The organism is Promicromonospora soli (assembly GCF_014653785.1).
Lineage (GTDB): Bacteria > Actinomycetota > Actinomycetes > Actinomycetales > Cellulomonadaceae > Promicromonospora > Promicromonospora soli.
This window is the reverse complement of the sequence record NZ_BNAS01000003.1, coordinates 561,108-580,267: the sequence shown is the minus strand read 5'-3', so window position 1 is coordinate 580,267 and position 19,160 is coordinate 561,108. Positions and strand designations below refer to the sequence as shown.

The 19,160-nt window shown below is 70.4% G+C and carries 13 protein-coding genes and 1 tRNA gene; 6 read left to right on the top strand and 8 right to left on the bottom strand.

Features of this window, described 5'->3' with window-relative positions; all coding sequences use genetic code 11:
- Nucleotides 1-892 precede the first annotated feature (892 nt).
- The 3 genes from IE250_RS12685 to IE250_RS12675 all read left to right on the top strand — a co-directional run bounded on the left by IE250_RS12685 (nt 893) and on the right by IE250_RS12675 (nt 6,160).
- Complete coding sequence (locus tag IE250_RS12685) at nt 893-2,377, top strand: M15 family metallopeptidase (protein ID WP_189669621.1); 1,485 nt, start codon at nt 893-895, stop codon at nt 2,375-2,377.
- A gap of 173 nt (nt 2,378-2,550) precedes the next feature.
- Nucleotides 2,551-5,271, top strand: coding sequence for a S8 family serine peptidase (locus IE250_RS25060; RefSeq protein ID WP_189669620.1), 2,721 nt, complete (start codon nt 2,551-2,553; stop codon nt 5,269-5,271).
- 400 nt (nt 5,272-5,671) lie between these two features.
- The gene (locus tag IE250_RS12675; RefSeq protein WP_189669619.1) at nt 5,672-6,160 is read left to right on the top strand and encodes a hypothetical protein; all 489 of its coding nucleotides are present in this window, start codon (nt 5,672-5,674) and stop codon (nt 6,158-6,160) included.
- Between the two features lie 135 nt (nt 6,161-6,295).
- Here the strand turns inward: IE250_RS12675 and lysA are convergent, their stop codons facing one another.
- The 5 genes from lysA to IE250_RS12650 form a co-directional block, all read right to left on the bottom strand.
- Complete coding sequence (lysA, locus tag IE250_RS12670) at nt 6,296-7,669, bottom strand: diaminopimelate decarboxylase (protein WP_189669618.1); 1,374 nt, start codon at nt 7,667-7,669, stop codon at nt 6,296-6,298.
- Entirely contained in the window at nt 7,666-9,327 is a 1,662-nt protein-coding gene (gene argS / locus IE250_RS12665) for an arginine--tRNA ligase (RefSeq protein WP_189669617.1), read from the bottom strand. Before argS ends, lysA begins: the two co-directional genes overlap by 4 nt.
- Nucleotides 9,328-9,448: 121 nt before the next feature.
- On the bottom strand, nt 9,449-10,987 hold the full coding sequence (locus IE250_RS12660) for a hypothetical protein (protein WP_189669616.1): 1,539 nt from the start codon (nt 10,985-10,987) through the stop codon (nt 9,449-9,451).
- Nucleotides 10,988-11,189: 202 nt separating this feature from the next.
- The gene (locus IE250_RS12655) at nt 11,190-12,806 is read right to left on the bottom strand and encodes a hypothetical protein (protein ID WP_189669615.1); all 1,617 of its coding nucleotides are present in this window, start codon (nt 12,804-12,806) and stop codon (nt 11,190-11,192) included.
- A complete protein-coding gene (locus tag IE250_RS12650) occupies nt 12,806-13,402 on the bottom strand; it encodes a SigE family RNA polymerase sigma factor (protein ID WP_189669614.1) in 597 nt (198 codons plus the stop codon). The genes IE250_RS12655 and IE250_RS12650 overlap by 1 nt, the downstream gene beginning before the upstream one ends.
- 271 nt (nt 13,403-13,673) lie before the next feature.
- On the opposite strand from IE250_RS12650, the gene IE250_RS12645 reads away from it, so the two are divergent.
- The 3 genes from IE250_RS12645 to IE250_RS12635 all read left to right on the top strand — a co-directional run bounded on the left by IE250_RS12645 (nt 13,674) and on the right by IE250_RS12635 (nt 15,196).
- Nucleotides 13,674-13,749, top strand: a tRNA-Arg gene (locus IE250_RS12645).
- A 118-nt stretch (nt 13,750-13,867) separates the two neighbouring features.
- Nucleotides 13,868-14,464, top strand: coding sequence for an STM3941 family protein (locus tag IE250_RS12640; protein ID WP_189669613.1), 597 nt, complete (start codon nt 13,868-13,870; stop codon nt 14,462-14,464).
- 66 nt (nt 14,465-14,530) lie between these two features.
- The gene (locus IE250_RS12635; RefSeq protein ID WP_189669612.1) at nt 14,531-15,196 is read left to right on the top strand and encodes a CYTH domain-containing protein; all 666 of its coding nucleotides are present in this window, start codon (nt 14,531-14,533) and stop codon (nt 15,194-15,196) included.
- A 50-nt stretch (nt 15,197-15,246) separates the two neighbouring features.
- On the opposite strand, the gene IE250_RS12630 is transcribed toward IE250_RS12635, so the two are convergent.
- The 3 genes from IE250_RS12630 to IE250_RS12620 all read right to left on the bottom strand — a co-directional run bounded on the left by IE250_RS12630 (nt 15,247) and on the right by IE250_RS12620 (nt 18,951).
- Nucleotides 15,247-16,128 carry a M15 family metallopeptidase gene (locus IE250_RS12630; RefSeq protein ID WP_229872401.1) on the bottom strand — a complete coding sequence of 294 codons (882 nt, stop codon included), beginning with the start codon at nt 16,126-16,128 and terminating at the stop codon, nt 15,247-15,249.
- Between the two features lie 172 nt (nt 16,129-16,300).
- Complete coding sequence (locus IE250_RS12625; protein WP_189669611.1) at nt 16,301-17,347, bottom strand: hemolysin family protein; 1,047 nt, start codon at nt 17,345-17,347, stop codon at nt 16,301-16,303.
- Entirely contained in the window at nt 17,344-18,951 is a 1,608-nt protein-coding gene (locus IE250_RS12620; RefSeq protein WP_189669610.1) for a hemolysin family protein, read from the bottom strand. Before IE250_RS12620 ends, IE250_RS12625 begins: the two co-directional genes overlap by 4 nt.
- Nucleotides 18,952-19,160 lie beyond the last annotated feature (209 nt).

Sequence of the window (19,160 nt, the reverse complement as noted above, 5' to 3'; positions counted from 1 at the left end):
ACACCGGCCGCCCGACTGGGCCCGGGCGGCTAGCCCGCCACCGCCTCAGCACCCGACCACTCGTCATGAGCGGCTACGCATGCGCCTGACCGAAGCTCCGTATTCGCCAGCGCACAGCACCAGCGGTACGCGAGCCGTGGCGGTGTCGCCTTTCGAGCCGTCCACCGAGCGGCGAAGGGAATCAGCGCATATCGGGAGAATGCGTTGTTGCGTGGAGCGTCAGTATCGCTACCCTGGGCGTCCTGAACCGACGGCATCGGGGCCGCACCCTGCATCGATACTCATTTTGGTGGGTTGGCTCGACCGCTGCTGTCGCGGACATGTCCGGGGCGTAAGGGGGCGTTGACCAGTGATTGAAGGACCAAGCGAGCGCAAGAAAGTCCGTGCAGCGACAGGCGACACCGAAGCGAGCAGGCCCGAAGCGAGCAGACGCAAAGCGAGCGGGGCCAGAACGGGAAGCCCTGAGCCAAGCGGCACCAAAGCAGGCAGTGCCGAGTCGAGCAAGCAGAAGCTGAACCACCAGCTGCCGAGCGAGCACCTGCCGAGCGGGCAAGAGGCGAGCGAACAACAGGCCAGCGAACAACAGGCCAGCGAAGACCTGGCCGGCGAACACAGTTCGAACAAGCACCAGCCGGGCGCCGCGTTTCTGCGGAAAGGTGGAGCGAATCCGCGCCGCGCAGCGGCCGGCCGACGCGCCCGCACCGCCTGGACAGGAGCTGTCGCTCTGGCGGTGACCGGCGGAGTTCTGGTCAGTGCGTCGGCGAGCGCGCCGACGTCGGGCACCGTGGCATCAAGTTCAGCGGCAGCCAACTCGGTCGCTTGCGCGGCATCAAACATGGCGACGTCACACGCAGAGACGGGCACCGATCAACCGCGGGCGGGGCTGAGCGGCGTGAGCCAGGACGCACTTGCCGCCCCAGCCGCGTCCATGGGCGTCACGGTCAGCCAGGTGCTCGCGGTCCTGGACCGGGCCGAGCGGACGCTGCGGCAGCGGGACTCGTCGCTCAGCCCGAGCATCGCGCAGGCGGCGGCAGAGCTCGGGATGCTCTACACCACGTATCAGGCTCAGCAGCTCGCGCTCGCCCAGGCCGACGAGCCGCTCCGGGTCGATACCGCCCCCGCTGCAGGCAAGGCGAGCACGCGGGAGGTGGCTGACGCCCCGGTGTCAGCCGAGCAGGTGTCGTTGCTCGTGACCGAGAAGGCTGAGCGGGTGTCGTCGGTCGTACCCGAGCAGGCCCAGCGCGGTCGGGCCCAGCCGACCCAGCCCCAGACCCAGACCCAGACCCAGACAATTCCAGCCTCGGCACGGACGGTGTTCGAGGCACGGCCGTCGTCACGTCCCCACACCGAGGCGCAAGGCCCTGGCTACGTGACCTTCGACGAGGTGGCCGTCGCGGCGATGCGGCTCGCCAACATGCTTGATCCGTCGTCGCCTACCGCGCTGATCGAGACGCTGCCAGACGCCGGAACCTCGCTCCGCCGGAATCTGCTGCAGACTGTGGCCGCTTATGGCAGCTCCACCGTCGGGTACGCGAACGGCCGCATCCCCGCCGACGTGCTCTGCCCGCTCGAGTTCGCGCCCGGGCACCTGCTGCGCTGCGACGCCGCGGAGCGGCTGACGGCGCTCAGCGCACGGTTCGAGAGGGAGTTCGGCTACCCGATCCCGCTGACGGACTCGTACCGCTCCTATGAGATGCAGATCGCGGTCAGGGACACAAAGCCCCACCTCGCGGCGATCCCGGGCACGTCTAACCACGGCTGGGGCCTCGCGATCGACCTGGACGACCCCATTGCCGGCGGCAGCTCACCCGAATACATGTGGCTACGCCTCCACGCGCCCGACTACGGCTGGGACAACCCCTCGTGGGCCCAGCTCGGCGGCGCCAAGCCTGAGCCGTGGCACTTCGAGTTCTTCGCAGCAGGCTCCATCCCGAACCGCGCCATCAACCCGTCCGACGTCGGTACCTGGGCACCCGCAGGCGTCGCGAACCCGGCCTTCCTGTCGACCGCCGCCCAGCGAGGGGCCGGAAGCGACCCCGCGTCCGGCGGAAGCACGGGTAGCGACGACGGAGCACCCGCCGCCACCGGCAGCTCGTCGGAGAGGCGGACCGAACCGGAGCCGGAGGCGCCGGCCCCGCCGCCGTCGGAACCTGCGCCGTCCGAGCCGCCCACACACGGGGACCCGGACGACGCCCCTGGGGACACCTCTCCGGCGGACCCGGGACTCGTCGAGGACGTGCTGGCCGGAACTGTCGAGCTGGTCGACGGGACCGTCGACGGAGTCGTAGGTAGCGTGGTCGGCGGCCTCCTCGACAGCGGTGGCACACAGACCGACAGCACGAACAGAACCGCTACGAAGACTACCGATACCGACTGAAGCGCCACCAAACGCCCGGCTCAAACCAACTACCAATGGTGCAAATCGCCCAGAGCACCCGCGCCAAACCTTCCTTGCACGGGCACTCTGTCCTACGGTGTCCCGCGTCACGTTTTCTTCACATAAGGGAACACACATATGCCTCAGGGGCCTTCCGAACGGGGAGCACGCGTATGAATCGCAGCAGGTACCTCGGAGCGCTCGCCGCGCTCGCACTGGCTGCCGGCGGGGTCACCACCCAGGGCCTCGTAGCCCAGGGCGCGACGGCCGGGCTGGAGACCAGCGCCATCGACCCGATTGCGCCGGTGCACGACATACCGAGCTCCGTCGACAGCACGCTGGTCAACGAGACCAAGGGCTCGTGGTTCGTCGAGCTGGAGAGCGAGCCGGCGTCGTCAGGCACGGACGCAGAGACCCTGACGGCCGAGCGCCGGGACTTCCGCGCGGCCGCCAACGACGCGGGCGTCGACTACTCGGTCCGGCGCACGTTTCACACCCTGTTCAACGGCTACTCCATCAACATGGACTCGGCCCAGCTCGGGCGGTTGCAGCGCACCGAAGGCGTCAAGGCGATCTACCCCATGACGCAGATCGAGATCCCGGAGACTCCCGCCGGCGGCCCCGGCAACAAGCCGGATCTCGCGACGGCGCTCGGCATGACAGGCGCCGACATCGCGCAGAACGAGCTCGGTTTGACGGGCGAGGGCGTGAAGGTCGCCGTCATGGACACGGGCGTCGACATCGACCACCCCGACCTGGGCGGCCCCGGCTTCCCGAACAGCCGCGTGGTCGCGGGCTACGACCTGGTCGGCGACGACTACAACGCCGCTTCGAGCGACCCCGACAGGCGAGTCCCGCACCCCGACGCCGTACCGGACGACTGCCAGGGCCACGGCACCCACGTGGCGGGCATCGTCGGCGCGAACGGCGAGGGCCGGGACGGCGGGATCACGGGCGTGGCGCCCGGCGTCTCCTTCGGGGCGTACCGCGTGTTCGGCTGTGAGGGCTCCACCGACGCGGACATCATGATCGCGGCCATGGAGCGCGCACTGGCGGACGACATGGACGTGCTGAACATGTCCATCGGCTCCGCCTACTCCTGGCCGACGTACCCGACGGCTACCGCGAGCAACCGGCTCGTCGACCGCGGCATGGTCGTGGTCGCCTCGATCGGCAACTCTGGGGCCTCCGGCCTGTACTCGGCGGGAGCGCCCGGCCTGGGCGAGAAGGTCATCGGCGTCGCGTCGTTCGACAACACGCACGTCACCGCACGATCCGCTGTCGCGAACCCGTCAGGCACGTCCGTGCCCTACCTCGGGCTGAGCAGCGTCGCTGCCCCGCCCACCGAGGGCACCACTGACCCGCTGGTCGACGCCGGAAAGGTCTGCCCCAGCGTCGGCATTCCGCTGGAGGCCGACGTCGCGGGCAAGACCGCGCTCATCGCACGCGGTTCGTGCACCTTCGAGGAGAAGTACGCGACGGCGGCCCAGGCCGGTGCCACTGCTGTCGTGATCTACAACTCGAGCCCGGGCCTGTTCTCCGGCGGTGGCGTCGTGGACCGCGGCATCCCGGGAATCGGGATCTCGCAGGCGGAGGGCCAGGCACTCGCGGCCGAGCTCGCCGCCGGCACCGAGGTGACACTCACCTGGACCGACGACGAGGTGTCCGCGCCAAGCCCGACGGGCGGCCTGATCAGTTCGTTCAGCTCGTACGGCCTGTCGCCCGACCTGGCCCTGAAGCCGGACATCGGCGCCCCCGGCGGCAACATCAACTCGACCCTGCCGCTGGAGCAGGGCGGCCACGGCGTCAACTCGGGCACATCGATGGCGTCGCCGCACGTCGCGGGCGCCGCAGCCCTGCTGCTCGAGGCGAACCCGCGCCTGCGGGCGTGGCAGGTCCGGGACATCATGCAGAACAGCGCGGACCCGGCGAAGTGGTTCGGCGCGCCGGGAGCCGGGTACACCGAGAACGTGCACCGGCAGGGTGCCGGCATGCTCGACATCCCGGGTGCCGTGCAGGCGGGTGCGAGCGTGCTGCCCGCGAAGCTCGCGCTCGGTGAGAGCGCCACCAGGACCGGAACGACGACCAAGTGGGTAACGGTCCGCAACACCACTCGCGCGACGGCCACGTACACCGTGTCGCACACACCCGCGCTCGCGACGTACGGCAACACCTTCGCGCCGTCGTTCGCGGATGCTTACGCGGACGTGTCGTTCAGCCGCGAGTCGGTGACGCTGCAGCCGGGCCGCTCCGGCGTCGTCGGCGTGACGGTCACCCCGCCCGAGGCGACGGATGCCGACCAGCTGATCTATGGCGGATACGTCGTGGTCACGTCCGACGACGGCACCGCTTACTCCGTGCCGTACGCCGGATACGCGGGCGACTACCAGGCCATCGACCCGATCACGCCGATCCTGTCGAACGGCGAGGTGGTGGCCGATCTGCCGTCGGTCGCGAGCATCACAGCGTGCGCCGAGCTCATCGAGCTCGACTGCATCGACCCGCAGGGCGACTACGAGCTGATGCCGGACGGCGGCACTTACACGCTCGGTACCGTCGGCGGGCTGCCCGACGTGCCGTACACGCTGGTCCACTTCCAGCATCAGGTGGAGAAGCTGCAGGTCACGGTGCTCGACGCCGCGACCGGCCGCCCTGTGGACCGCCGCGGTGCGTACGCCGTCGACGTGACCGGCGAGAGCCGGAACGAGACCGCCGGAGGGTTCACCGCCTACGCGTGGGACGGCACGTACACCACGGTCCGCGGGGACACGAAGAGCGTGCCCGACGGCGACTACGTGCTCTCCCTCAAGGCGCTGAAGGCCGACGGCGAGTTCTGGAACTCCGACCACTGGGAGACCTGGACCTCACCGACGATCTCTATCGACCGGCCGTAGTCGGAACCCGGCCCCCGCTGCTCGCCTCGCGCGACCGGCGGGGGCCGGCAATCCGTCGGGTGAACTTCCTGCGATCGGCTGGCTTTGGCGCTTTCCGGCCATTTTCGGCCGGTACGTTGCCCGCATGTCCGACGACGAGAGCGCGCGTCCCGCCGCTGAACCGGCCGCCCCGGCCGAACTGACTGCATCAAGCCCCACTGAACCAACGCCGGCCTCTGGACCCACACAGCCCGCCGAATCGGCATCGCCTGCTCAGCCGGCACTGCCCACTGAGCCGGCATCGCCTGCTCAGCCAGCATCACCTCCGGCGCCCGCACAAGCTTCCGAGCTCGCGCCCGAGCCCGAGTCCCCTGTGCCGGCGCCGGCCGTCGCCGGGCCAGGCCGTGCGCCCGGCAGAGCCGTGGCGTTCCTCAAGGCCAACGTCGCGGCGCTCGTGCTGGCGGTGCTGCTGGTCGGCGCGATCGTGTGGGGCGTGCTCGGTGCGGTCTCGGCCAACGAGTGGGAGTCGCGCGCCGCCGCGCTCTCGGCGGGCCTCGCCACTGCCGAGGAGAGCCTCGCCGAGGCAGAAGCCTCGATCGAGGACCTCGAGACGGCCAAGGAGCGAGCCGAGAGCACGGCCACGGCCTGCATCGGTGCGATCGACGACGCGGACGCGATGCTCGAGGTCTCCGAGAAGCTGGACGAAAAGACCCTCACGTACGTGGAGGGGCTGAACGACTTCATCGCCGCCGTCACCGTGGGCAACGTCGAGGCGGCCGAGGCCGTCGGGGCGGAGATGGACAAGCTCACCGTGCAGATCGAGGACCTGACCAAGGAGATCGACGGGCACATCGACGACTACGGCGATTCCGCCGAGGGCTGCCACGTGGACGACGCGCAGAACGCCTGACCGGAGCACCCGGCCAGAAGCACATAGCCGGAGCACCTGACCGGAGCACCCGGCCCGAAGCACCTCGCCGGAGCACCTCGCCGGAGCACCTCGCAGACGCTCTCGACCCCGGGCCGACGCCGGGGGTCGAGAGCGTCAGCCCTGGTCGAGACCCAGCAGGTCGTCCTCCGTCTCGCGGCGCACCAGCACGCGCGAGACGCCGTCGGACACCGCGACCACCGGTGGGCGGGGCAGCATGTTGTAGTTAGACGCCATCGAGCGGCCGTAGGCGCCGGTCGCGGCGACGGCGAGCAGGTCGCCCGCACGAACGTCGGCGGGGAGCTGCACCTCGTGAACCACGATGTCGCCGGACTCGCAGTGCTTGCCCACCACGCGCGCCAGTACGGTCTCCGCGGCGGACGACCGGCCCACGACCTCCGCGTGGTACGCGGCCCCGTACAGGGCGGGGCGGATGTTGTCGCTCATCCCGCCGTCGACGGATACGTAGGTGCGTGTGAAGTCGGCGCCGCCGTCGGCCGAGACCGTCACTGCCTTGACCGTGCCGACCGTGTAGAGCGTGAGGCCCGCAGGGCCGACGATCGCCCGGCCCGGCTCGATCGAGAACCGCGGAAGGCTCGTGCCCAGCTCGCGGCACACCCCGGCCACTGACTGCGCGATGTCCTTGGCCACCCGCTCCGGGTCGAGCGCGACGTCGCCCGGCAGGTAAGCGATGCCGTAGCCGCCGCCGAGATCGACCTCGCCGACCAGCACGCCCGACCTCTCGGCCAGGTCCGCCCGGAGGCGCAGCACCACACGGGCGGCGGCCTCGAACCCGTCCGGGTCGAGGATCTGCGAGCCGATGTGCGAGTGGATGCCGAGCAGCTTCAGCTCGGGATGCTTGAGCACCTCCAGCAGCGCGACCATCGCGGGGCTCTCGCCGCGCTGGTCGGGGCCGCCCACCGGGTTCACGGACAGCCCGAACTTCTGGTCCTCGTGGGCCGTCGCGATGTACTCGTGCCCGCCCGCGTGCACCCCCGTGGTCACCCGGACCATCACCGGCGCCACCAGTCCGCGCTCTGCCGCGAGCCGCGCGACCCGCTCGATCTCTACCAGCGAGTCCACGATGATGCGGCCCACCCCGGCGTCCAGGGCGCGCAGGATCTCGCCGTCGGACTTGTTGTTGCCGTGCAGCCCGATCTCCGCGCCGGGAACCTCCGCGCGCAGCGCGATCGCGAGCTCGCCGCCCGACGCCGTGTCGACCCGGAGGCCCTCCTCGCGCGCCCAGCGTGCGACCGCCACGGTGAGCAGCGCCTTCCCGGCGTAGTACACGTCCACGCCTGCGCCCACGGCGCCGAAGGCCGCCTCGAACGCCGTGCGGTAGGCGCGGGCCCGCATGCGGAAGTCGGCCTCGTCCAGCACGTAGGCGGGTGTGCCGTGCTCGGCGGCGAGGTCGCGAACGTCGACTCCTCCGACTGCGAGCGCACCGTCGGACAGCCGCCCGACGCCGCTCGACCAGGGCGCGCCCGTCACATCCGCTCCGGCGCGCTCACGCCCAGCAGGTCCAGGCCGTTGGCGAGGACCGAGCGGACGGCGTCGTTCAGCCAGAGGCGGGCGCGGTGCGCGTCCGTGACCTCTTCGTCCGGGTACGGGGTGACGCGCAGCTTGTCGTCGTCGTTGTACCAGGCGTGGAAGTCACCGGCGAGCGCCTCGAGGTACCGGGCCACGCGGTGCGGCTCTCGCAGCTCGCCGGCCTGGGCCACGATCCGCGGGAACTCGGTGAGGCGCCCGATCAGTGCCGTCTCGGAGGCGTGCGACAGGTACGACGGGTCGAACCCGTCGGCGCGGCGCACGCCACGCTCGACGGCCTTGATCCCGATCTGGACCGTGCGGCTGTGCGCGTACTGCACGTAGAACACGGGGTTGTCGTTGGACTGCTTGATCATGTCCTCGCCCTGCAGCTCCAGCGGCGAGTCCGCGGGGTAGCGGGCCAGGGAGTAGCGGACGGCGTCCTTGCCGATCCAGTCGACCAGGTCGCGCAGCTCGATGATGTTGCCCGCGCGCTTGGACAGCTTGGCGCCGCCGACATTGACGAGCTGGCCGATCAGGACCTCGATGTTGGTCTCCGGGTCGTCCCCCGCGCAGGCCGCGATGGCCTTGAGGCGGTTGACGTATCCGTGGTGGTCGGCGCCCAGCAGATAGATCTTGCCGGGGAACCCGCGGTCCTTCTTGGACAGGTAGTAGGCGGCGTCGGAGGCGAAGTACGTGGGCTCGCCGTTCGCCCGGATCATCACGCGATCCTTGTCGTCCGTGAAGTCGGTGGTACGCAGCCAGACCGCGCCCTCCTTGTCGAACACGTGACCCTGCTCCCGCAGGCGGGCCACCGCCTTCTCGACGGCGCCCGAGCTGTGCAGCTCGCGCTCCGAGAACCAGACGTCGAAGTGCACGCCGAAGTTCGCCAGCACGTCGCGGATCTCGGCGAGCTGGTGCGCGTAGCCCGCCTCGCGAGCGACCGCGACGGCCTCGTCGCGCGGCAGCTCCGGCAGGTCCGGGCGGTCCGCGAGCACCTTGGCCGCGAGCTCCTTGACGTACTCGCCGCGGTAGCCGCCCTCGGGCACCTCGCCGCCCGTTGCCCGCGCCAGCACGGACTCGCCGAAGCGGTCCATCTGCGCACCGGCGTCGTTGATGTAGTACTCAGCGGCGACCTCGGCGCCGGCGGCCCGGAGGATGCGCGCCAGCGAGTCGCCCAGCGCTGCCCACCGCGTGTGCCCGATGTGCAGCGGACCGGTCGGGTTGGCGCTGATGAACTCCAGGTTGATCACCTGGCCGGCCAGGGCCTCGCCCCGGCCGTACGCAGCGCCCGCCTCCACGATGGTGCGCGCGAGCTCGCCGGCCGCTGCGGCGTCGAGCGTGATGTTGAGGAAGCCCGGGCCGGCGACGCCCACCGACTTGATGCCGGGGGTCGCACCGAGGCGGGCGGCCAGGTCCTCGGCCAGCGCACGCGGCGTCGTGCCGGCCTTCTTCGCGAGCTGAAGGGCGACGTTCGTGGCCCAGTCCCCGTGCTCTCGCTGCCTGGGTCGCTCCACGTGGACCGACGCCGGGACGGCGTCGGCGGGCAGGGCGAGTGTGCCGTCGGCGACGGCCGCGGCAAGGGCAGCGCTCAGCGCTTCAGAGAGCTCGGAAGGTGTCACTCGACGATTCTACGGGCGAGCGCCGACACACAGCCCACACTTTCCACAGGCCGGGAACGTGATGTCCGACGGCGGTGGCGCGCCCCGTGCTGGTGCGCGCCACCGACGTCGGACACGGGTGTCAACCGGTGGCTATCTCGAGGCTGCCGAGGATCTGCCAGAAGCGCTCCTCGAACTCGGGGCCGGACCCGCCGTCGTAGCCCACCATCAGGTGGCTGCCGTCAGCCAGACGGATCTCGGCATGAGCGCGGAACACGCCGAGCTCCCCGTACTCCGTGTAGTCGCCCATCCTGATGGTCGCCTGGTCAGCGCCCGGGATGTCGAGGCGATACCCGCCGACAGGGATCTCGTCGAAGCCGGTGACACCGGGTTCCACCAGCATCGCGTCGACGCTCTCGTCCGGCCCGGCATCCGACGGGGCGTTGAGCAGGATCTCGCCGTCCTGGGTAGCGCCCGGGTCGGCCCAGCCCGGCGGTACCCGCAGGCTGAAGCCAGCGCCCTCCACGACCACCCAGTCCTCCGGGATCTCCGGTGCGTCGTCGATCAGGGGCTGGGCGTCCGCCAGGTCCGCATAGGAGGGCACATCGTCCGCCTCGGCCGTGAACTCCAGGCTTCCGGCGACCGTGCTCACCAGGCGTTCGCCGTCCTCGCCCTCCGGGACCTGCATGTCGATCGAGTAGGTGCGGCCCCCGGCCTTGCGCACCTCGAGCCAGGCGGTGAGCGTCCCGCCGTCCGGAGTCAGCTCGGCGCCTGCCCGGTCGGCCCCCGGCGGTGGCTCGAAGACGTACATGTAGCTGTGCTCCTCGTCCGAGTCGAACGTGGACGAGAGAACGGTCGCCTTCAGCCGGAACTCCCCCGCCGCGTCGTTCATCGACACGGCCGGCCAGCGGGCGTCCCGGGCAGCGGAGGTGTCGTCCTCCACCCAGTCCTCCGGCACGGCGAACGTCAGGCCCTGGTGCTCCTGAGTCTCCCACCCGGACGGAAGCTCTTCCACGACGTCGAGAACGGGCTGCTCGTCCTCGGGCATCGCCAGCGTGCTCTCGTCGAAGGACGGGTCGACCTGCACGGTGCCCACGAGCTGCTCGAGCATCCCCTCGGGGTCCGGCACATCGGCCAGGATGATCATGAGCCGGATCGTCCTGCCGGACTCCAGCTCGACGTCCAGCGCGCCCTCGAGGTCGCCGAGGGCGTCTTCCTCAGTAGTCCATGCGTACTCGGCCGACGCCGCGCCGGGCACTTCCGTCTCGACCGGCTGGCTGTACGTCTCGGGAAACGGACTCTCGTCCGAGAGCGGCCAGGGCTGGACGATCACCGCGGAGTAGTCACCGAACTCGTCGTCCTGCTCCGGTTCGACGACCCAGCCGACGCCCATCTCCTCGTAGGGCTCGAAACCCTGCGGGACCGCCAGCGTCAGTCCGGCTTCGGACACCTCGGTCCAGCCGGCCGGCGCGTCTCCGGACGTCCCCCACCCGGCCGGCAGGAGCTGCCGTCCGCCGGCGACGAAGGCGCCGACGGCCGCGAGGGCCAGGACGGCGAGAACCACCACGCCCCCCAGCACACCGCGCCGTGGCCGCTGACGGCGGGTCACCCGCGCTTCCAGCGCAGCGCCGTCGGTCTCCTCCAAGGGGCCGACCTGGCCTGCGGCGTCTTCACTCGCCATCCCTACCACCTCGTTCGTCGATGACCGCACACGTCCGTACGCGGACAGGGTTCGGCTCTTCGTAGATTCACGGCACACAGACGCACGCAGCCTCAGGAAAGTTGCCTGGTGAGCGTGGGAATTTCGCGGATCGTGAATGTCCGACGCCGGCCGGTGCAGCTGGGTGCACCGGCCGGCGTCGGACAGGGGTATCGGACAGCGGTCAGGACACGTCCAGATCGCCTGCGTCCAGCGACGCGAGGATCTGCCACCACCGTTCCTCGGTCGCGCCCGAGCCCTCGTACCGGACCTCGAACGACTTGCGCCCGTCGGCCGTCAGCCAGAAGGTGGCGTGCCCCAGGAAGCTCTCGCCGGTCTCGGGGTCAGTCCCGACGGTCACGACCCCGCGTGCTGTACCGGGCGGCTCGTACCGGTACCCGCTCTCATCGAGGTCGAAGGGCTGCTCGTACGCCTCCAGATCCCAGAGCGAGATCGACAGGTCCTCCCAGGAGTCCGGGGAGTCGCTGTTCCAGATTCCCCACGACCCCTCGTCGCTCTTGAGCTCCTGCGGCAGGCTCATCTCAAGGCCCTCGAACGTGACCGGTTCCCAGTCCGACGGCGGGTCCTGCAGCAGCGGGTCCGCGGGATCCAGGTCGTCGTAGGCAATGGCTCCGTCCTTCGACGCCGCGGTCAAGCCGAGGCTGCCGAGGAGCGCCGCGAGGTCGTCGTCGAGGTCCCCGGCACCGGGGCGACCGAAGAAGTTCACGATGTAGCCCCTGCCGCCGGCGCGACGCACCTCGATATAGGCCTGGTACTCGCCGTCGAAACGCTCGATCCGGACCTGCGCCACGTCCGAGCCCGCCAGGTCGAAGCGGTAGTAGTCCCCGAGTTCATCGCCGAGCTCGGCGTACTCGGCGGCCATCTGGGCGTTGTCGAGGTACATCAAGTGGTCGGTCAGCTCCATCCGGAGCTCCACCTTGCCGTCGGGCCGCTTGAGGATCTGCGTCTCGCCAACGTTCTCCGCGCTCAGGCCGGTCCCCCAGTCCCCGGGCACCGCGTACTCCAGACCGTGGAACTCTGCCTCTCGCCATGACGCGGGCACTTCGCCCGTCTTGAGGAGCGGCAGGTCCTCCTGGGGAATCATCGGCAATGTCTCCGGGCCTTCGTACTCCTCGTCGATCCGAACCGTGCCGACGAGCCGCTCGAAGGTGGCCTGCGGCGTGGCGTCGTCGTGGAGCTTCATGGTGACCCTCACCACCGTCCCGTCGACGAGCTCGACGTCCAGCTCGCCCACGAAGTCGCCCGCGTCCGCCGTGAGCTCGTCGGCCATCGGCTCGCCGGCGCCGTCCGCGGTGTACCAGGAGTACTTTGCCGCCACCGCCCCGGGCACCTCGGTGTCGACCACCGGGTTGCCGACCTGCCTGCCCACGAGCGGCACACCGTCCACCGGGTCGACGGCGACCCACGACTCAGCCGACGGAAGGGAGTCCATGTCCAGCTCGCCCGGGATCACCGGGTCGAGTCCCCACATCGGGTCCCCCGTGGGGCTGAACTCCTCGTAGTCGTCCGGCACCTCGAAGACGAGGCCGTCCGAGCGAACCTCGTCGTGCATCCACGGCAGAACCGCCGGCAGCAGCGGTCTTTCGGTAATCCAGGCCGTTCCTACGGTGCCCAGGGTCACCAGCACGATGGCTACGGCGCCCCCGATCACACCTCGACGCGTGCGCTCGTGGCGGATCGCCCGCCGTGCCATCGCCTCACCATCGATTCCGTCCAGGGGCCCGACCTGACCCGCGGCGTCGTGGATCAGCTTCACCAGGGTGTCGCTCTGCTCCTTCATCACTTCGCCTCCTTCCGCGTGGTCGTGTCGTTCGTCGCCGTCGCCGTCGCTGATCGTGGGATCCCCTTGCCGAGGATCTGCCGCAGCCGGTCGAGGCCGCGCGACGCGCCAGACTTCACGGCACCCACGGAGATACCGAGGTCCTCGGCGGTCTGCTTCTCCGTGCGGTCTAGCAGGTAGCGCAGGACGACGATGCGCCGCTGTCCTGCCGGGAGCTGACGTAGTGCCCGCACCAGTTCGTCGCGGTCGACGACGTGCTGCGTGCCGTCCGATGCGGAACCCGGGCGAAGGTCTGCCGGGGCCACGAGCACGTCGTGCTTGGTCCGCCGCCAGGAATCGATCCGGGCTGTGGCGATCACCCTCCGGGCGTAGGCGAACGGATCGCCGTCGCCCACCCGGTTCCAGGCCCGGTACGTCCGCTCCAGTGCGAGCTGCACCAGGTCGGCTGCCCGATGCACGTCACCGCACAGCAGATAGGCGATGCGGGACAGCTCGGGTGATCGCTCCCTGGCGAACGTCGTGAACCGGTCGGCCCGCGTGCCCGTGGTCACCACGATGGCACGGGGGTCATCCAGGACCACCGCGTCGTCACTCACGTGTCCACCTCTGGTCGTCGTCACCTGCGTACACGTCCGTACGCAGAACGGGTCGGGCTCTTCGTCGATTCACGGCACACAGACGCACGCGGCCGTAAGAAGGTTGCCTGGTGAGCGTGAGTATGTGCCCGACGGCGACTGGTGTGCGCGGGTGCGCCGGTCGCCGTCAGGCACGATGCTCGTCACAGGTATCAATGCACGCCCCAGGTCCGTCACCTGGTAGTCTCGTTTCGGCCGATACGGTGAGCACCAGCTCCTGGACGTCGGCCACGCGCCTGTAGCTCAGTGGATAGAGCATCTGCCTCCGGAGCAGAAGGTCGGGGGTTCGAATCCCTTCAGGCGCACCACCAGGTAGGGCCTCTGATCTGCGACAACGCGGACCGGGGGCCCTTCGCCATTTTGGCCCCCGGGCGGTTCGAGGCACCGGGCTACCGATCACATCCAAAGTGCCGCTAGTGTCCCGGTATGCCCGACGAGTCCGTGGACTTCTATCCGTCCCGCGCGCACGTGCTCACCCTCGCGCTCGCCACTCTCGCGCTGGTGGTGCTGTGCGCGATCGCCGCCCGCCTCGGCTTCGACGCCGCGCAGACCACCGGCTCACGGTTCGCGCTGGTCGCCGTGTCCGCGAGTGCGATCGGCGTCCTGGTCTTCACCGGCATGGGCCTCATCGTCGTGCGCCGCCTCTTGCTCCCCGACTGGCCCGTGCTCACGCTCGACGACGACGGCCTCACCGACTGGCTGCCCAACCTCGGCGTCGAGCAGGTGCTCTGGTCGGAGGTGACCGGCATCCGCGAGACCCGGCTGGCCTTCCGGCGGGTGCTCGCCGTGGACGTCTCGGACCCGAGGGCCGTCGTCGTCCGCCAGCGGACGTTCGTCCGGCGCATCGCGGCCTCGGTCAACGCCCTCGTGGTCGGGACGCCGGTGGTCCTCAAGCCCGGGAGCATCGACAGCCGCCCGGAGGAGCTCACGGCGGCGCTGAGCGAGTTCGTTGCCGGCTACACGCCCGGCCACACGCCCGGTCACGCGCCCGGTCACACGCCCAGCGCGAAGCCGGTTGCGTAGACTCCTTAAATCATCTGCAGACAGTCGTCTGCCGAGCATGGCAAGCGAGCAGGACAGGGACCTCTCATGAGCGACGATCGCTTCGACGAGCCTGCCGCGGCCGACCCCGACCGCGGCTACGCCGACTTCGAGTTCGAACGCCGGTTCTTCGTGCGCGACCTCCCGGCCGAGCTCCGGGACGCGCCCGCCCTCATCGTCCAGTCGTACTTCCTGGCCGACGACGGCTACGCCCTCCGCGTCCGCGTCCAGGCCGGTGACATCGACGCCGACCTGACCGCCGACACCGACCCTGCCGAGATCCTCAGGGCGCATACCGCGGACATCGACTTCGCCGCCGTGACCGTGAAGGGACCGGCGGTCGGGGGCACCCGCTACGAGGCGGAGCGCGAGCTTGACCCGCGCGTCGGCCTCGAGCTCGTCCGCCGCGGTGGAGCCCCGATCGTGAAGATCCGGTACGCCGTCTGGCTCGGGGCCGACGGCTGGTCGATCGACGTGTTCGGCGGAGCCAACCACCCGCTCGTGGTGGCCGAGTGCGAGCGCTCCGGGCCGGTCACCAGCCTGCAGATCCCGGACTTCTGCGTCACCGAGATCACCGACAACCGCCGGTTCTCCAACGAGTCGCTCGCCATGGAGCCCTACAGCGCGTGGGCGCCGGCGTTCGCCGCCGAGCTCGCGAGCGACGGACCGGTCTTCCGCCAGGACTTCGGGCCGAACACCCACCTGCGTCTCTGAAGTACTCCCGGCAGCGCTACCGGCGCAGCGGCACTACCCGCACAGCAGCACTACCCGTGCCACTCGCCCTTCTCGACGACGCCCGACACGAACTCCCAATGCCACGGCTCGTACTTGCTGCCGCCGAGCTGCGCCCACGAGGGGTTCTGCCAGCCGTAGGACGGCGCGTTGGCCCAGAGCCACGCGTAGACGTCGCTGTCCCTGGTCTCCTTGGAACAGAGGTCGATCGCGAGGCCCCAGCCGTGCATGGAGGTACCCGGCGAGGCGGCCCAGTAGCCAAGGGATGCGCTGAGCTGGTACTGCGTCCCGAGGTCGCGGTAGCTCGCCACGAGACACAGCTCACGGCCGAACGCGGCGCGGAATGCCTCGTTGAGCGCGCTGAGCGACATCGCGGCATCCGGACGCAGGTACTCCCCCGCCTGCCACAGCTCGCACAGCGAGTGGTCCGCGAGCGCGCCGTTCGTCCCCTCGACGGGGGCGTTGACGTCGCAGCTCGGCAGCGGGCTGCGGTCGAGGGAGCGGCTCGCCGCCGACTCGGGCCGCGTGATTGCCTCGGCACGCACCACTGACGCGGAGGTCGCGGGCCGCTCCACGGGCTGCGTCACGAGGTCCAGCATCGTGGGCCCGGAGTGCGGCGCTTCGACGTCGAACGGGGAGTCTCCCGGCCTGTCGGCGGCCTGCGTGAGCGGCGCCGCGATGGTCGCGGCGGCCAGCGTGCCGATCACCGTGGCCCGGGAGATGAAGCGTTGCCCGGAGGGCACCGAGGACGTCGGCTTGGAGGCCTTGGGGACGGAACCCGTCACCAAGCGGTCGAACGACGTCGTCCTCCGGGTCGCCTGCGCGCGCGTCGCCTGAGTCTGCTGCTCCGCCTCACGCCGCGCACGGCGCGTCGTGAGGGCGGGCTGCATGCTCGTCACAGCCGTGGACTCCACTGGTCCTCCGTTGTCATGTATCCGCGGCCCCTCGCGGTAGGTATGTCGCACGAGACCCTAACCGGGGTCGGCGGGCCTGCCAACCCCGGCCTGTGGATCTCCAGGTCCGAGGATTACCCGATCAGTGCCTGTCCAATGCCTGCTCGGCGACGTGCCTGCTCGGCATGCCTGCTCAGCGACGCTGCATGGCGTCCCGCACCTCGCCCACGAGCTCCTCCAGGATGTCCTCGAGGAAGACGACGCCGAGCACGTCACCCTCCGGCCCCTCGACCCGCGCCAGGTGCGAGCCCGACCGCTGCATGACCCGCAGGGCGTCCTCGACCTCGTCGTCCGGCGCGACAGCGGCCAGAGCGCGCACGCGCCAGACGGCGACCGGCTCGAACCGGGCCGGTCCCGTGGCGTACAGGACGTCCTTGAGGTGCAGGTACCCGACCAGCTCGTCACCCTCCGGCCGGCGCCTCACGACGGGGAACCGGCTGAAGCCGTGCCTCGAGACGAGCCGCTCGACGTCGTCGGGCGTGCTGGTCTCGTCGACGGCGACCAGGCCGTCGACCGGCACCATGACGTGGCCCGCCGTGCGGTTGGAGAACTCGATGGCGCCCGTCAGGAGGCCCTGCTCGTCGCGCAGCACACCCTCGGCCTGGGAGTGCTCCACGATGGACTGCACCTCCTCGGCGGTGAACGCCGAGGCGACCTCGTCCTTGGGCTCCACGCCCGCGAGCCGCACCGCGTGGTTCGCTATCCAGTTCAAGGCGCCGATGACCGGGCTCAGGGCGCGGCCGAGGTAGACCAGCGGCGGGCCGAACCACATGACCGCCTTGTCCGGACCGGAGACCGCCAGGTTCTTCGGCACCATCTCGCCGAGCACGACGTGCAGGTACACGACGAGGGACAGCGCGATGACCAGCGCGATCGGGTGCGTGAGGTCCTCGCTCACCCCGATGCTGTGCAGCGGACCCTCAAGGAGGTGGGCGATGGCGGGCTCTGCCACGATGCCCAGGCCCGTCGAGCAGACGGTCACGCCCAGCTGCGCGCAGGCCAGCATGAGCGAGACGTGCTCCATGGCCCACAGGACCGTGATGGCACGCCGGTCGCCGGCCGCGGCGAGCGGCTCGATGGCGCTGCGGCGCGCCGAGATGACGGCGAACTCCGCGCCGACGAAGAACGCGTTCCCCGCGAGCAGCACGAGGCCGATGACGAGTGCGGTGGTCGTGCTCATCGGCTCGCCCTCCTCTCGCTACGCGCCCTGTCCGGGCGGGCTCTGTCCGGGCGGGCTCTGTCAGGACGGGCTCTGTCCGGGCGGGCTCTGTCAGGGCCGGCACCTTCCGCACCGGCCCCGCCGTCGTCGGGCATGGGGCGGACCCGTAGGCGCTCGACGCGGCGTCCGTCCATGGCCTCCACGCGCAGCGTCACGCGCGCGTGCCGGCCCTGGACGGCCGCGTGCCCCACGGTGACCTCGTCGCCGACGGCGGGCATGCGGCCCAGCTCGGCCATCACGAGGCCGCCGAGCGTCTCGTACGCGGCACCCTCCGGGACCTCGATCCCGGTGTACTCGTCCAGCTCGTCGGGGCGCAGCACGCCCGGCACGATCCATGAGCCGTCCGCGGTGCGGGAGGCGCCCGCGCGCCGGGGGTCGTGCTCGTCCGCGACGTCGCCCACCAGCTCCTCGACGACGTCCTCCAGCGTCACGACGCCTGAGGTGCCGCCGTACTCGTCGACGACCACTGCCATCTGCAGCCCGAACCCGCGCAGCTCCACGAGGAGCGGCCCCAGGCGCACCGTCTCGGGGACACGAGGCGCGTCCACCATGAGGGCGGCCGCCGGCACCTCGCTGCGGCGGTCGTGCGGCACGCCCACGGCGCGCCGCAGGTGCACCAGGCCGACGACGTCGTCCCGGTCGTCCCCGATCACGGGGAACCGGGAGTGGCCGGTGCGCCGGGCGAGCGCAACGACGTCATCCGCGGTCGCATCGCGGTCCACCACGGACATGCGCAGGCGGTCGGTCATGACGTCGCGCGCGCTGAGCGTGTCCAGCTCGATCGAGTTGGTCAGCAGGGTCGCCACGGACTCCTCGAGCGTGCCCTCCTCGGCCGAGCGGCGCACCAGGAAGGCGAGCTCCGACGCGGACCGCGCACCGGACAGCTCCTCCCGCGGCTCCACGCCCAGGCGGCGCAGCAGCGCGTTGGCCGAGCCGTTGAGCACGATGATCAGCGGCTTGAACGTGATGGTGAACACCCGCTGGATCGGCACGACGAGGCGCGCGGTGGCCAGGGGCGCCGAGAGCGCGAAGTTCTTGGGGATCAGCTCGCCGCACACCATCGAGAAGACGTTCACCAGGACGACGGCCAGGACGCCGGCGAGCCCGGCGGAGACGGCAGTCGGTACGGATGCCGCGCCGAAACCGGCCGAGAGCAGGGAGTTCAACGCCGGCTGGGCGGTGTAACCGAGCAGGATCGTGGTCAGGGTGATGCCGACCTGGGCGGAGCTCAGCTCCGTGGAGAGGTGCCGCAGCGCGGTGCGCACGCTGCGGTCTCGCAGGCCCTGGCCGAAGGCCGGCGGGGAAGAGGACTGGGATGAAGAGGACTGGGAAGCAGAAGACTGGGAAGCAGAAGACTGGGAAGCAGAAGACTGGGAAGCAGAAGACTGGGAAGCAGAAGACTGGGAAGCAGACCTGGTCCGGCCGGGTCTGTCTCCCTCCGAGTCGTCGGAGTCGCCCATCACGGCGGGGTCGAGGGTGACGAGGGAGAACTCCCCGGCCACGAAGACAGCAGTACCTGCCGTGAGGAGAACGCCGACGGCGACCATGATCCAGTCGCCGGTCATCTTGCGCTCCGGAGGGCACTCTGGGGGTCCGGCGTCTTCCAGGGTTTTCGGTCGGGATATCGCTCGATCATCGTGCGATAGATCGTAGCCGGAAGACCGCGCCGACGGCTGCTGATCGAGCACAGGAGGGCGGTGCGCCGAGCACCTCTTGGTCCGACTCTCAGGGTGGCTTCAGTGTCTTATCAGGCAGGTGCGGGCATGATTGACCT

Bases quoted from the DNA above. Each gene is read 5' to 3' on its own strand.
- IE250_RS12635 (WP_189669612.1), top strand. From the start codon at position 14,531: ATGAGCGACGATCGCTTCGACGAGCCTGCCGCGGCCGACCCCGACCGC.
- IE250_RS12655 (WP_189669615.1), bottom strand. From the start codon at position 12,806: ATGAAGGAGCAGAGCGACACCCTGGTGAAGCTGATCCACGACGCCGCG.
- IE250_RS12625 (WP_189669611.1), bottom strand. From the start codon at position 17,347: ATGAGCACGACCACCGCACTCGTCATCGGCCTCGTGCTGCTCGCGGGG.
- IE250_RS25060 (WP_189669620.1), top strand. From the start codon at position 2,551: ATGAATCGCAGCAGGTACCTCGGAGCGCTCGCCGCGCTCGCACTGGCT.
- IE250_RS12640 (WP_189669613.1), top strand. From the start codon at position 13,868: ATGCCCGACGAGTCCGTGGACTTCTATCCGTCCCGCGCGCACGTGCTC.
- IE250_RS12620 (WP_189669610.1), bottom strand. From the start codon at position 18,951: ATGACCGGCGACTGGATCATGGTCGCCGTCGGCGTTCTCCTCACGGCA.
- IE250_RS12660 (WP_189669616.1), bottom strand. From the start codon at position 10,987: ATGGCGAGTGAAGACGCCGCAGGCCAGGTCGGCCCCTTGGAGGAGACC.